General features: G+C 36.0%; 9 protein-coding genes. 8 read left to right on the top strand and 1 reads right to left on the bottom strand.

Annotated elements, in window-relative coordinates; all coding sequences use genetic code 11:
• Positions 1 to 86: 86 nt before the first annotated feature.
• Positions 87 to 341, bottom strand: coding sequence for a hypothetical protein (locus FGF67_RS07430; protein WP_139696305.1), 255 nt, complete (start codon positions 339 to 341; stop codon positions 87 to 89).
• 607 nt (positions 342 to 948) lie between these two features.
• Between FGF67_RS07430 and FGF67_RS07425 the strand changes: the two genes are divergently transcribed.
• The 8 genes from FGF67_RS07425 to FGF67_RS07390 all read left to right on the top strand — a co-directional run bounded on the left by FGF67_RS07425 (position 949) and on the right by FGF67_RS07390 (position 15,186).
• Complete coding sequence (locus FGF67_RS07425) at positions 949 to 3,996, top strand: SusC/RagA family TonB-linked outer membrane protein (protein ID WP_139696304.1); 3,048 nt, start codon at positions 949 to 951, stop codon at positions 3,994 to 3,996.
• Between the two features lie 17 nt (positions 3,997 to 4,013).
• On the top strand, positions 4,014 to 5,603 hold the full coding sequence (locus FGF67_RS07420) for a RagB/SusD family nutrient uptake outer membrane protein (RefSeq protein WP_139696301.1): 1,590 nt from the start codon (positions 4,014 to 4,016) through the stop codon (positions 5,601 to 5,603).
• A gap of 174 nt (positions 5,604 to 5,777) precedes the next feature.
• Entirely contained in the window at positions 5,778 to 7,952 is a 2,175-nt protein-coding gene (locus FGF67_RS07415) for a beta-xylosidase (RefSeq protein ID WP_233244029.1), read from the top strand.
• A gap of 171 nt (positions 7,953 to 8,123) precedes the next feature.
• On the top strand, positions 8,124 to 8,861 hold the full coding sequence (locus FGF67_RS07410; protein ID WP_139696299.1) for a T9SS type A sorting domain-containing protein: 738 nt from the start codon (positions 8,124 to 8,126) through the stop codon (positions 8,859 to 8,861).
• Between the two features lie 100 nt (positions 8,862 to 8,961).
• On the top strand, positions 8,962 to 9,276 hold the full coding sequence (gene rhaM / locus FGF67_RS07405) for an L-rhamnose mutarotase (protein ID WP_139696297.1): 315 nt from the start codon (positions 8,962 to 8,964) through the stop codon (positions 9,274 to 9,276).
• A 178-nt stretch (positions 9,277 to 9,454) separates the two neighbouring features.
• Positions 9,455 to 11,644: a BNR-4 repeat-containing protein gene (locus FGF67_RS07400; protein WP_139696295.1), complete on the top strand. Its 2,190-nt coding sequence runs from the start codon at positions 9,455 to 9,457 to the stop codon at positions 11,642 to 11,644.
• 1 nt (position 11,645) lies between these two features.
• Positions 11,646 to 12,350 carry a fibronectin type III domain-containing protein gene (locus FGF67_RS07395; protein WP_139696293.1) on the top strand — a complete coding sequence of 235 codons (705 nt, stop codon included), beginning with the start codon at positions 11,646 to 11,648 and terminating at the stop codon, positions 12,348 to 12,350.
• Positions 12,351 to 12,546: 196 nt separating this feature from the next.
• On the top strand, positions 12,547 to 15,186 hold the full coding sequence (locus FGF67_RS07390; protein ID WP_158293197.1) for a DUF4955 domain-containing protein: 2,640 nt from the start codon (positions 12,547 to 12,549) through the stop codon (positions 15,184 to 15,186).
• Positions 15,187 to 15,407 lie beyond the last annotated feature (221 nt).

Below are 15,407 nucleotides of genomic sequence, written 5' to 3'. Positions count from 1 at the left end.
ATAATTCATGCATTATGATACTATGCGTTTTATCAACCGCCCATTCATTTCTTTTCATGTTGTTCCTCTTGCTATTTGCTCACCTTCTATTTGCGGATATAAAGTTCTTTTAGATGAGCTATTACGAGTCTTATTGTGGTTGTAATCATCAGGGGGCTTGTATTTCTATAGGTGCTTACTACTTTGTTTTCAACCATTTTCCATGGCACTTTACTCAATACAATTCTAAGTTTAAAGCCTGTGCTCATAAAGTTTCTAATGCTTGTTACAAGGCCACTAAAATCTGTAATAATAATGCCGGAAGCATCAACTTCTTTGTAAAGATTGATTAAGATGATCAACGCGACCGCCCATCATTTTTACTAAATTATAACTTTTAGCGTAAGACTTTATACCGTTTAAGCTAGTTATAAAGCCAGAATTGTTAAAGCGTGTCTGGTTAACCATCGTGCGTGTTGACCAAAAATTGTAAAACTGACCAACCACGTTACCAGTGTTTATAGTAACAATTTATTAAAATCTTCTGGGGAGTCTTCAGATTTTGAGCAAGCATAAAACGCAATAAACAGAGGTATAAATAATAAAGAAGCGATGTGCTTTAAGTTATTAGTTTTCATAGTTTTAAACAATATGGATTATATAGGAGGGAATTGTATAAAAGTAAAGGATTTCATATTTCGAACTGAGCTGTTCTATCATGCTTAATGTTTTTAGGGTAAATAAAGCTTTCAGAAAAAACAAAGAATTGCATACTTCATGTATTTCTGAGAATATGGTATTAAATTTTAGTTTTTTTGAATTTTTGACTTTGTTATTTGAAGTCTTGGGTGTATGGTTAAACGTTATAGCATGTTGTTAGCATAACAGTACATAACGGGTAGTGCAGGATACTTTGAAAATAATTAACAAATATTTTGCGGTACTATTAATAAATTAACTAAAAGACTTATGAAATTAAAAACTAAACACAGAAAGTTTCCTGATTTCAGGAAATTGTGGATTGTTGGAGTACTGTTGCTTCTGGGGGCAGCAGCAAATGCACAATCTGTATCTGGTACCGTGTCTGCCGATGGACAGCCCTTACCAGGAGCAACGGTTCTTGTAAAAGGGACTACGAAAGGAACATCAACCGATTTTGATGGTGAATTTAAAATTGAAGCTGGAGCAGAAAACACTCTGGTAATCTCTTACGTTGGCTATGCTACTCAGGAAATTGAGGTTGGCAGTCAAACTCAAATTAATGTAATATTAGTGGCTGATAATAAACTTGACGAAGTGGTTGTTATTGGTTACGGAACACAAAGAAAGTCAGATTTAACAGGTTCTGTTTCCTCTGTGAGTTCAGAGGATATTACAGCTTTGCCAGTTTCTAGGGTAGATCAAGCATTACAGGGTAGAGCAACTGGAGTTCAGGTTACACAAACCAGTGGTGCTCCTGGAGCCGGCACGGTTATTAGAGTAAGAGGAGGTAACTCCATTACGGGTAGCAATGAACCGCTTTGGGTAATTGATGGTATTGTGGTAGGAACAAATTTTAACCTAAACAATATCAACTCAAATGATATTCAATCTATTGAAATATTAAAAGATGCTTCATCTATTGCTATTTATGGTTCTAGAGGCGCCAATGGTGTGGTTTTGGTAACTACCAAGAGTGGTAGGGGTGCTGGGACAGGAAAACCTCAGGTAAGTGTTAACCTCTACACTAGTTTTCAAAACGTTCCTGAATTACCTCACATGCTTACACAAGAAGAACAAATTGATTATACCAACGAAGACGCCACCTTTAGAGGCGTGGCCATACCATTTCCAAATGACCCTTCAACTTATCCTGACAACGATTGGTTCGATTTAATCATGCGCACGGCACCTATTTATAGTGCAGACGTTTCTATTGCCGGGTCAACAGATAATATAAATTACTATAACTCAATTAGTTATTTTAATCAAAAAGGTATAATAAAAAGTTCTGGGTTAGAAAGATTTGTTTTTAGATCTAATTTAGATTATACTTTAAGTGATAAATTAAAGGCTGGATTTAGGTTTAACTATTCTAGACTAAATCAAGATAACGGAGTTGTTGGTTTTAATAGTGCTTTTGGAACACTTAGAACACAACCTGCATATAATGATGATGGAACTTATAATGGATTTAATGAGGTTATAGGTGCCCCATTTAATAATCCATTGGCGGCTATTGAGTTAAATACTAATGAAACTTTTAATAATAACTTATTAGCAACGGCATATTTAGAGTACAGTCCGATAAAAAATTTGGTAATTCGTTCAACATTTAGTCCAGAATTTAATAATACCAAACGGAATCGATTTAATTCTAGTCAGTTACCAGGTCTTCTTGCAACCAATGTTTCTGATGGAGGAGAAGCCTCTGTGCGAACAGTGGCATCTACGGGATGGAATAATGAAAATACCGTTCAGTATTCAACAGACTTTAATGAAAATCATAGTTTAGTGGTTTTGGGAGGGGCGTCTTTTCAAAAGGTGTCTACCGAGATTGCTGAGTCACAAGCTTTCGGTATAACCAGTGATGCAACTGGTTTTAATAACTTAGGATTTTCTGATCCTACCAGATCTGTTGTAATAAGTGATTATGACGGTTTTCAAATAGCTTCTTTCTTCGGAAGAATAAATTACGCTTTTAAGGATAGATACTTATTGACTTTGGTAGGTAGAACTGACGGTAGTTCACGTTTTGCTCCAGGTAATAAATATGAGTTTTATCCATCAATAGCAGGAGCATGGAAAATTACAGAGGAGTCATTTATGCAAAACCAAAATGTATTTCAAGACTTAAAATTAAGAGCGAGTTACGGTAAATCAGGTAACCAAGCCATTGAAGCTTACAGAACATTTGGTCTATTAACCGAGGCTAATACCACCTTAGGAGGAAAAGAAGTGTCAGGTTTAACCATCGGACGACCAGCAAATCCTAATCTAAAATGGGAAACGACTAATTCTTTTGATTTAGCTTTAGAGGCTTCATTATTTGGAGGTAGAGTGTTTACAGAATTAAACTATTACTATAAGAAGACAAATGATTTACTGCTTGATGTTACCATTCCCAGACAAACTGGTTTCACAAGTCAATTACAAAATGTAGGATCACTAGAAAATAGAGGATGGGAACTTTTGATAAATTCTACCAATATTAGAAATACTAATTTTACATGGGGCTCAACATTAACCTTGTCATCTAATAAAAATAAAATTTTAGATTTGGGAGGAGCTGAATTTATTGATGTTACCGTTGATGAGATTTTAGGATCTGATAACACCCGTTTAATTGTAGGACAGCCTGTACCCGTATTTACCGGTGCTAGATATTTAGGAACTTGGAAAAGTCAGGAAGAAATTGATAATTCAGGATTTACAGGTCCAGCAGCTGTAGGTGGGGCAAGGTTTGAAGATATTAGTGGGGATGGTATCATCTCAAGCGAAGATTATGTGATTGCTGGTGACCCTACTCCAGATTTAATATTTGGTTTTGAAAACAAATTTTCTTACAAAAATTGGGATTTATCATTTTATTTTCAGGGAACCGTTGGTAACGAGGTGTTTAACTTGCTCATGCGAAACAATTATTTTAATCGAGGAGAAGCTACTAAATTTGGTGATATAGCAGATCGTTGGAAAGAAGGGGTAAATGAAACTTCAAATATTCCTAGAGCGGGAACAGATACTGTAGGTGGTATACCTCCAAACACAGAATATATAGAAGATGGTTCTCATGTACGCCTTAAAACAGCAAGATTGGCCTATAATGTACCTGTTAATGATTGGGGTTTAAAGGGAGTTAAAGACGCTACGATATATGCGTCAGGAGCCAATTTGTTATTGTTCTCAAGCACGCGATTAATTGATCCTGAGGCTAGTAGTTTTGGGAGAACTGGATTAGGTAATATAGCACAAGGATATTTAAGTGGACAATACCCCAATCCGCGTACTATAACATTTGGCCTAAATGTAACATTTTAAAAAATTAAAAATAGATTATGAAAACAAAACACATATTTGTATACTTCTTCATGATATTCTCATGTTTAGCATGTGAAGATTTTTTAGAAGAAGAGCCAAGAGCATTAGTTTCACCAGAGACATTTCTGTCTACTGCAAGTGATGCGAGAACCTTTATCAATGGATACTACGCTATTTTAAAGAATAACTCCATATATGGCCAGGTTGGGCTAGATCATTTTTATGATAATGGATGTGATATTATAGAACCAAATCGTATAGCAAACTTCGTTGCAGGAATTGGTAATTATGAGTTAAATGAAGCTAGCGCTGACAGATCTGTTCAAAAGATGAGTGTATCTGATACTTGGAAGGATTTGTATCGGGTTATTTTAAACACCAATGTTTTGATTGCTAGAATTGAGAACAACGAAAATATATCTCAGGAGCTACGCTCAGATTTTGTTGCAGATGCAAGATTTGTACGTGCTTTGTGTTATTGGCATATTACGAATCTTTGGGGAGATGCGCCCTTCTACACAGAGGTGCTTACCCTTGAAGAGATTTCGGTTTTAGGAAGAACTGATCAAGACATAATTTTAGATGCTGTTTTAGAGGACTTAGAATTTGCTCAAGTAAACCTTAAAGATGCTTATACGGGAGACGAAGCAGGTAGAGCTTCAAAATGGGCCGCTGCTTTAATAGAGGCTAAAATTCATATGCAGAAAAAGAACTGGCAAGCAGGATTGAACAAATGTTTGGAAATTATCAATCAATCACCACATCGAATATTGCTCAGTTATGGTGAAGTGTTTGATCCAAATAATGAGTATAATGCTGAAATCATATGGTCTTTAGACTTTGCAAAAGACATTAGAGGACAATTTGAAGAAGGTGTAATTAGAGCAGATGGTACACTACCAGGTTTCGCAGGTAATGGTAACTGGAGACCAAGTATGTTTAACCCAAGGTTAAGAGATGAGCCGGCAAATAATGATGATCGGGAGGCTTTAATTGCGGCGTTAGCGGCAAATGGAGAGGCAATGAATGGTACTGGTTTACAAGTAGCATCAAAAGATTTTGCTGAAAAATTTCCTCAAAATGATTTAAGACGTCCATACAATATAATGGATACCTACGAGGGCATACAATTGAATTTTCCTTACATGCCAAAATTCATGAATTTAAAACTTGATACATCTCCTCGTTTTAACCATTCAGATAACAGAATGGTATTCCGTCTAGCTGATGTATATTTAATGGCTGCTGAGTGTGAAAATGAATTAAACGGGCCAGCTAATGCTTATCAATATATTCATGAAATACGAAAAAGAGCTTATGCTACCCAAGCCGAATGGGAGTTGTCTGGATTAAGTCAGCAAGAATTTAGAGAAGCTATTTATGATGAACGAAAATGGGAGCTAGCAGGTGAAGCCTGGAGAAGATATGATCTTATCAGATGGGGTATTTTATTTGATGTAGTTGAAGATTTGGAATACCGTTTTTGGAATCCTGCAGGAAATATCCGCTCTTGGCATGTGAAGTTGCCAATACCTTTGCAAGAATTAATAAATAATCCAGCCTTACTGGATTCAGATCCAACAAATAACGGATATAGAGGAAATTAGAGTGTTAATTTGATTAATTTGAGTTAGTTTTAAAGACCAAGGCATAATTTGTTTTGGTCTTTTTTTAGATAATAAAGATAGTTAGATTTATTAGATTGCAGCACAGTACAGGATATGAAGTTGAATTTGCTCAATTATATTTGGTAAATCAATACCTAAACAAATACTGTATTAATGAAAAAAATAGTGCTTACTTGTTTTATAGCAGCTAGCATATTTAATTGTAAAGCGCAATCAAAACGTCAAAAACCTTCAAGTTATGCAAATCAGGGCATTACTGAAAAAGTAGAACAATTGCTGAGTCAAATGACTTTTGAAGAAAAAATTGCAGAGATGACACAAGATGCACCTGCTAATGAACGATTGGGTATTCCTGTTATGAAATATGGCGAAGCATTACATGGATTATGGCTTGTTCTTGATTATTATGGTAATACAACTGTCTATCCTCAGGCAGTGGCTTGTGCTTCCACATGGGAACCTGAGTTAATCAAAAAAATGGCTTCACAAACAGCCTTAGAAGCGCGTGCTTTAGGGGTTACACATTGTTATTCGCCTAATCTAGATGTTTATGCCGGAGATGCGCGCTACGGTCGTGTTGAAGAGTCGTATGGTGAAGATCCTTATCTAGTGTCACGAATGGGGGTTGCATTTATTCAAGGTTTACAAGGCACCGGTAATGAGCAATTTGATGAAAATCATGTTATAGCAACGGCTAAGCATTTTGTTGGATACCCTGAAAACCGTCGTGGTATAAATGGAGGGTTTAGCGATATGTCTGAACGTCGTTTGCGTGAAGTTTACTTGCCATCTTTTGAAGCGGCTGTAAAGGAGGCTAAGGTAGGTTCTGTTATGCCAGGACATCAGGATTTTAACGGTGTACCTTGCCATATGAATACTTGGTTGTTAAAGGATATCTTGAGAAATGAACTAGGTTTTGATGGATTTATTGTTTCTGATAATAATGACGTTGGCAGGTTGGAAACCATGCATTTTATTGCTGAAACCAGAACTAAAGCGGCTATCTTAGGATTAAAAGCAGGTGTGGACATGGATTTGGTTATAGGGAAAAACGAAAAACTAGCAACCTATCACGCTAATGTTTTGAAGGATACCGTGATGCAAGATCCTTCATTAATGAAATATATAGATAAAGCCGTATCTCGTAATTTGACCGCAAAATATAAATTAGGTTTGTTTGATTCAGAACCAAAAGACATTGATCCAGAAACCGTAAATGCTGGTCGTGATGAGCATCGGGAGTTTGCTTTGGAAATGGCCGAAAAATCTATAATCATGTTAAAAAATGACAATAATCTTTTACCTCTGGATGTATCAAAGATAAAATCACTAGCAGTTATTGGTCCGAATGCGCACGAAGAAAGACCCAAAAAGGGAACGTATAAACTATTAGGCGGGTATTCAGGATTGCCACCATACTATGTTTCGGTTCTTGATGGTTTAAAGAAAAAAGTAGGTGATAGAGTAAAAATAAACTACGCTAAAGGTTGTGATATTGATAGTTTTTCAAAAGAAGGATTTCCGGCAGCTGTATCTGCTGTAGAAGAATCTGATGCTGTAGTGTTAGTTGTGGGGAGTTCGCATAGAACATGTGGTGAAGGCGGCGACCGTTCAAATCTTGATTTGTATGGGGTTCAAAACGAATTGGTAGAAGCCATTCATAAAACAGGAAAACCTGTAATTGTGGTCTTGATTAATGGTCGTCCATTAAGTATAAATTATATCGCTGAGAATATACCATCTGTACTTGAAACATGGTATGGCGGTATGCGAGCTGGAGATGCTGTTGCTAATGTTCTTTTTGGCGATGTTAACCCCGGTGGTAAATTAACCATGTCTTTTCCGCGCTCTGTAGGACAAGTGCCTGTTACTTATTTGGAGCGTCCTGACTTTATAGGCTCTGGAAAAGGGAAGTATCGTTTTAGTGATAAATCACCCTTATATCCATTTGGCTACGGATTAAGTTATACCACATTTAGCTATGGTGAACCTAAATTAGAACAAGCTACTATTAGTGTTAAAGGTTCAACAACAGTGGCTATTGATGTTACCAACACAGGTGATAGAGAAGGTGATGAAGTAGTACAGCTATATGTGCGTGACGATTTTGCATCGGTAGGTAGATATTTAAAGTTATTGAAAGGCTTTGAGCGGATAACACTAAAGCCAGGAGAAACTAAAACGGTGCGTTTTAATTTAGGGTTTAATGAATTAAATATTTTAAACCAGCAAATGAAAAAGGTTGTGGAGCCAGGAACCTTTACCATTTCATTGGGAGGATCGTCTTTAGAAAAAGATTTAAAAAAGGTAAAACTTTCTGTTAATTAGAAATGCATCACCAGCGCAAAGAAGTCGCAATTTAGGGGCTTTTAAAAAACATATGGAGGTCAATGTAAGGTGCAAATGAATAGTTTTTATTGGTTTACAGGATACTACAGGATGCTATTTAGGGTGTTTATAATTAATATTGAGTATTAAAAACTTTAAAACTAAATACTTATGAAAAAAATTACTTTAAAAATTTCTGCATTTTTAATGTTAACTATGTTTGCTTTGCAGGTGCAAGGGCAAATTGTAAGTGGGCAACTTGTGTACATAAAAAACGTAGCCACTGGCGAGTACCTAAAGGGACCTAATACAGATACTTATGAGATGGGGGTCTATACAGGAGGCGATGATTTTAAATTTTATCTTGTTGAAAGTGGTAGTTATTGGAATATTGATAGCGAAAATAGGGGTATAATGAGAGGTGTAGGAAGTACTAGAACAACAGTTCATACCACAAAAGCACCACCTGCAGGAGACGTAGATAAAGTTTGGACAGCTGTTAGTTTAGGTTCTGATACTTATCAATTTTATCTACGAGATAATGGAGCTATGCTCATGCAGTGGAATAGTTCTGATGGTGCTCTTAAGTTGCTTAAGGATGATGCTGGTACTGATACAAGCGCTCATTGGGTTCTTGAAACCTCAGAGCCTGTTTTAAGCAACGAAAAATTTGATACCAGTTCAATTTTCATTTCTAACCCGGTAAACAACATATTAGATATTAAAGGTCTAACTGCTAGTGTAAACAAAGTATCAGTGTACTCTTTGTTGGGTAACGTAGTGCTGACGCAATCTTTACAAGGAGAGTCTGCTATTAGCTTAAACGTAAGTGGCTTAGCTTCTGGTATGTACATTGTAAAATTACAAGGAGAAAACGGAAGTTTTTCTAAGAAAATTGTAAAACAATAAGAATAATTTTTCTAAAACATAACTTAAAATCATTCTAGCTGGCAAGGTTAGAATGATTTTTTTTTAATATATAATACTAATAAATTTATACACGAAGACCATGCAAAGATTAGCCTTTAAAATGAAACTCAATCCAAGGCAAAAAGAAGCTTATAAAGCGCGACATGATGCCCTATGGCCTGAACTCAAGCAGTTACTTAAAGATGCCGGTGTGAGTGAGTATTCCATATTTTTAGATGAAGAAACTAACACATTGTTTGCATTTCAAAAGGTTTCGGGCAATGGTGGGTCTCAAGATTTAGCAGATAACCCCATTGTACAAAAATGGTGGGCGTATATGGCCGATATTATGGAAACCAATCCTGATAATTCGCCCGTTTCTGTGCCTTTGGAAGAATTGTTTTTTATGGAATAATTAGAAAGCGCAATCCAAGTGTCAATGTTTCCGTATATGAGTAAAAGGCTTTTAAATTACCTCTAAGTGCTTTAAGGTATTTGTGTTACGTGGGGCAGTATAGTACATGATAGTTTCTCGGTTTTATATTTCTATTTTTAGAGCCTCAAATTGAATAATTGCAAAAAAAAGAGTGCTTATGAAAAACAATGACGTTAAAACCTACTGGCGTAAGACTTTATTTATGGTTTTATGGCTTGCAAGTATAGCAATAGCTCAGGCTCAAGTAGTTCTTGAAAAAGAAATAAAAATCACTGATCTCGGTCTTCATTTTGACGGAAGTAAAGTTACAAGTGGCGCCTCTAACACCGGAGATAATGCCCCTTATGATTATTTTTTTGGTCGTAATATTTCAGCACATGGTGATTGTATAAAGACGTATGGTGATTATGTTTTTATGACCTGGTATAGAGGAGGTAAAGAAGATAGGCATGTGATGCTAACCCGGTATAATACCAAAACAGGTACCATGGCTACTATAGAATTTCCACATAGGCATACGGGGTACCAAAATAAGTATTGGATTGGTGAATCGCACAACACAATTGCTGTAGGTGTAAGCCCTCTTGATGGTACCATTCATTTGTTATACGATATGCATTCTTACAGTCCTGCAAGACCATCTGATGGCAGTTTAGCAAATGATTATTTTAGGTATTCTTATTCGGTGAAAAATGCGGCATTGTTGCCCGATGCCGATTTTACTTTAGATAAATTTGTTCAAAATGGTACCGGAGGATATAAGCATTTAAGCATGCCTGGATCTGCTGCTAATTCAGAATTCTTGTCATTAACCTACCCAAGATTTTTTCAAAATGAAGGTGGAGACCTTTTTATGTTGATGCGTGAAGGTGGGAATAATAATGGGATGTATAAGTTTATAAAATATGATTATAATACTGGTAATTGGGGAGACTTCACAGATTTTAATAGGTTAAATGCAAAAAGTCAACCCGGAATTGATTTTAACTGGGGACTTTACGGTGATATGAAATACGTTAACGGGAAATTGCGTATTGGTTTTCAGCGTAGATCTCAAGACAATAATGATAAATACCTATATCAAAACGGGGTGTATTACGCGTATTCTGATGACCAAACTGGAGCAACCGGTTGGAAAAACTATAAAGGAGAGGATTTTTCTGTACCCTTATGGGATGCAGATGAAATAAAGGTTATGGAGCCTGGAGATTATGTAACCACAACTCAAGCAAATAAAGTATACATTGTTGGTGGATTTGATTGGACAGTAACAGCAAATGAAGATGTGCATATTATAAGTCAGGTAAGAGATCTTGAAAATAATGTAACTAAGAATTTACATACCTATAAGCCTTCTGGAGCAACTGATTTTATTACGTCTGAAGACTTTGCCGGAGGTGCTGCATTATATACTTCAGGAAACAGTATATTTCTAATTGGGTTAACCAGTAGCAAGCGTATTTTTATAGAACAGGCTGAAGGAGGAACCAATAACTTTACTCGTGTTTATGAAGCAACCACTGGCAGAACATTTGATCATGGGGTTGTACATATAGAGAACGGTAAGGTTTACTATTATTTAATGGAAAACAAAACTGGTAATGCCCAGCCTTTATACTTACAGATTATTGATTTGGATATTGTTCCTAAGGATCCAACAAGCCCAAATAATTTTACAGTTCAATCCGTGGGTGAAACGTGTACAGGAATGAATAATGGTAAACTTGTTATTAACGCAGAGGCCAATCATGATTATGTAGCTACTATTAATGGCGTTAATTATGGGTTTACACAAAATAAAACCATTGATAACCTAAGCCCTGGCACCTATAATTTGTGTATTGATGTGGTGGGTAAAAGTTTTGAGCAATGCTTTGAGGTTAATATTCAGGCAGCAGAAAGTCTTACAGGTAAAATTAGTATTAGTAAACAATCAGCAGTGGTTTCTGTGCAATCAGGCAATGCACCTTATGTAGTGATTAAGAATGGAGAGGAAGTGTTACAAACCTACCAATCTGATTTCAGTATAGATGTCTCTCACGGTGATGATATTCAAGTAAAAACGACTAAAGATTGTCAAGGTGTTCTGTCAAAAACCATTAATTTGTTTGAAGATTTGAAGGCTTATCCTAACCCCACAAACGGCGCATTTGAGCTGTTTATGCCCAATGATATGGATTATGTAGATTTAGAAGTTTACAATATCCAATCACAGGTGATAATCTCAAAACGCTTTAAGGTTAATTCGGGAAAATTAAAGCTTAACCTAGAAGATAAACCCAGTGGTTTATATTTTGTGAAAGTGAATATAAAGAAACCAGTATTTATTAAAGTAATAAAAAATTAAAATGAAAAGATCATATTTGTATTTAGTAATTCTAACGAGTATTTTTTTATCTTGTAGTGGTGGCGGAGATGATGATCCCGGCTCAAACCCAGAGCCTGCAAACACAGCACCAACAGTTCCAGTACAAACTTACCCGTTAAACAATACGCTTTGCATTGATAACAATGTTGTATTTGAATGGAATGCTTCAACTGATAAAGAAGGAAATACCATAACGTATCGGGTTGAAGTATCTGAAAGTAATGATTTTGCTGCATTAGCATATGATGTTTCAAGTTCAGGCACGTCAAGAGTTTTAATTTTAGAAAAAGGAAAAGCCTATTACTGGAGGTTAAAAGCTAGAGATAATAAAGGAGAAGAAAGTGCCTATTCCGCAGTGAGTCAATTTTTAACCGAAGGTGATGGCGAGTCAAATCATTTGCCTTTTGCACCAGAGTTGGTGGCACCTGTATTAGATTCTGAAATTGATGGCACTAGTACCGCCTTAAGTTGGACAGCTAGTGATATAGATAATGATACTTTGAGCTATGATGTGTATTTAGATACCAACTCTGAGCCAACAACAAAAGTATCAGAAGGACAATCAGCAACAACCTATGATGCCACAGGGTTAACTGCAGCATCTACCTATTATTTCAAAATAGTTGTTAAAGATGGTAATGGTGGCGTTACAATCGGACAAGTTTGGAGTTTTACAACAAAGTAATTTTATAGCAAAGAGGATTGTAAATTAACTGTGAATTTACAATCCTCTTGTTATTATACTTCTTATTTGCACAAAAAAATATTTTTATCCACTTTTTTAGGAATTTTGTGTGCTTCCCGAATGTTAACTTTGTGTGATTTTAGAGAGTATTCGTGTTTATTGCTATAACAGTAACACGAACAAGTAAATGGTGACTATGAAAAAAATAATCTATTCTATATTTATTCTAACGGGTTTGGTATGTTATGCCCAAAACACAGAAGCACCATCTTGGGTAGATTTTGCTTCTAAAAAATTAACCGGTAAGTTGTCTGAGGCTACACTAAATGATTTCTCTTATACAGGCTATCATTTCTCAGAAAAGGAACTGCCAGATGTTTCTGGTTGGAATACTATAAGCGTCACCGATTATGGAGCAATACCGAACGATACAGGATATGACGATGCAGCCATTCAAGCCGCTATTGATGCTGCCGAGGCTAGTAACCAACCCACCGTTGTTTTTTTTCCTGCCGGTCGGTATATCGTGTCCAGTGAAACCACAAAAACCCAACCTATTACCATTAGCGGCAGTAATATTGTATTAAAAGGAGCTGGAAAGGGGGCTGGTGGCACAGAAATTTATGCCGATAAATTTAATGAAAACAAGTTTGGTAGTGGAGTAGCTCATTATAGGTTTATGTTTATACCATCAACTACAGATTCAAATGATATTACCCAAGTAACCGCAGAAATTAGAAAAGGTGACTTTGAAGTTACGGTTATGAACACAGCCAACCTATCTGTTGGACAATATGTCGATTTATATCAAAGAACCACGGCTAACCTAGAAGCTAATATGCCTGGTTTAACGCCTAACCCTAATTGGGGCGCTATTAGTAATAATGGAATTCGCCCTTATGAAAAACATCTAATTACCAAAATTTCAGGTAATAAAGTAACCTTTAAAAACCCTGTGCAACTAAACATGCCGTTATCTTCAACTACAGTTTTAAAAACGTATAACACCATAAGCGAAGTAGGGGTAGAGGATATTTTATTTACAAGTGCCTGGAAAGATTATCCAGAAATTTTTGTGCATCATGCCAATGAGATTGTTGATTCTGCATGGCAATCTGTTTATTTTGGAAATGTGGTAAACGGATGGATAAGAGATTGTGATTTTAAAGATTGGAATGAATGCATTCAGATAGAAAGAAGTACAGCTGTTACAGTAAAAGATGTGCATATATATGGGAAACGCGGGCACGCAAGTTACTATTCTAAATATAGTTACGGTGTTCTTTTTGAGAATTGCGTAGATACATGTGATCAAGGTCTTGCCGACGGTAGGAAAGGTATGTTACATGGTCCTGGTATGCGCTGGAGTACAACAAGCACTGTATTCGTTGATTGCGAGATGCAAATAGATCAATCTATAGATTGCCATGGGTATCATCCTTACTCCAATTTATTGGATAATATTCAAGGAGGAAAGCTTTTGGGTAATGGTGGTGCCGAAAATGCCTACCCTAATAGTGGACCGTATTTGACTTTTTGGAATTTTAAGCATGATGCTAATTTTACTACAAGACTTTACGACTTTTGGTTTAACTCTGGCACGACTGAACGAAGAACCCATACTTTTGCATATCCTTATTTTATAGGCTTTCAGGTAGGTGCTGGAGAGACAATTTATTTTAAAAATGAAGGGTTAGATGAGCTGCGAGATCAGCAAGTGTATCCTAATTCGCTATTTGATGCACAATTACAGTTACGCTTGTTTGGCGGTTATATGTCGGCATCATCATCAAAAGTTAGTGCTGAAGCTAAATTGGCAAATGATGGTAAGGATGTCACGTTTTGGGAATCCAATGGTGTTGGATCGGGAGAATGGTTGATGTTAGATTTGGGTATTAATAAATCTATTCAGGGAGTAACATTAAAGGAACCCTTAGCGAAAATTAAAGATTGGACATTAGAATATTGGGATAATTCAACTTGGAAGGAAGTGGCCGTAGGATCAAGAATAGGTACTGGCAATACCGTTAATTTTGATGTAATAACTTCCCGTAAGCTTCGTTTAAATGTAGTTAGCATGTTGGCAGGGCAAGAAGCCGCTTCAGCATCCATTACGGCATTTGAAATTATACCCGGACCTTTAGAGTTATCTGCTGATAATTTCACCATTGAAACAGTAGGAGAAACTTGTTTTGATAAACAAAATGGAAAAATTGTTATTAATGCTAATACAATCTATGATTATGTTGCTGCTATTAATGGAGCAACTTATAATTTCACAGATACGACCACCATTGAAAATCTTCCGTCAGGAACTTATGATTTATGTATTACTGTTGAGGGAGAAGATTTTGAGCAGTGTTATCAGGTTACTATTGCGAGTGGCATTAATTTAACCGGTAAAATTCAGGTGGTTAAACAATCTGTTCAGGTAACTGTTGATACTGGTGTTCCGCCATATAGCGTATTTAAGAATGGTACTCAGGTCTTGGAGACCTATCAATCTAGTTTTAATATAGAAGCAAATCAAGGGGATAATCTCGTTGTAAAAGGTAAAGATGCTTGCCAAGGTGAGCTAGCAAAGACAGTGGACTTTTTGAGTGATATTCAAGCATATCCAAATCCTTCAAACGGATGGTTTGAAGTTTTTATCCCTACTGATTTAAAACAGGTAGAAGTTGAACTTTATAATATGCACGGACAGTTAGTTGTAATGAATAAACAACAGCTTAATGCAGGAAAGCTTTTAATAGATATTGTTGATAAGCCCAATGGTATGTATATTTTAAAGCTAAACCTAGAGAAACCGATTTTCGTTAAATTGATAAAGTATTAAATGCTATCAGTGTCTTTATTTATTTAGACGAAATGCAATGTAAAGAGGTGGTTTAATGTATATTTAAACCACCTCTTAATATATTATATTCGTTTTAAAAAAGACTTGGGTTTTAATCTCTATACGTTAATTAACTTACTCTCAAAGTCCTATAGATATTTATAAATTGGTATCTATGTAAAAACTAAAGATCTTTTTACTTCAATTGCATTTTAACGTGT

Origin of the sequence: Allotamlana fucoidanivorans (genome assembly GCF_006265225.1) — a bacterium.
GTDB lineage: Bacteria > Bacteroidota > Bacteroidia > Flavobacteriales > Flavobacteriaceae > Allotamlana > Allotamlana fucoidanivorans.
Note: the sequence above shows the minus strand (reverse complement) of the source record. Positions and strands in the feature narration are given on the sequence as shown.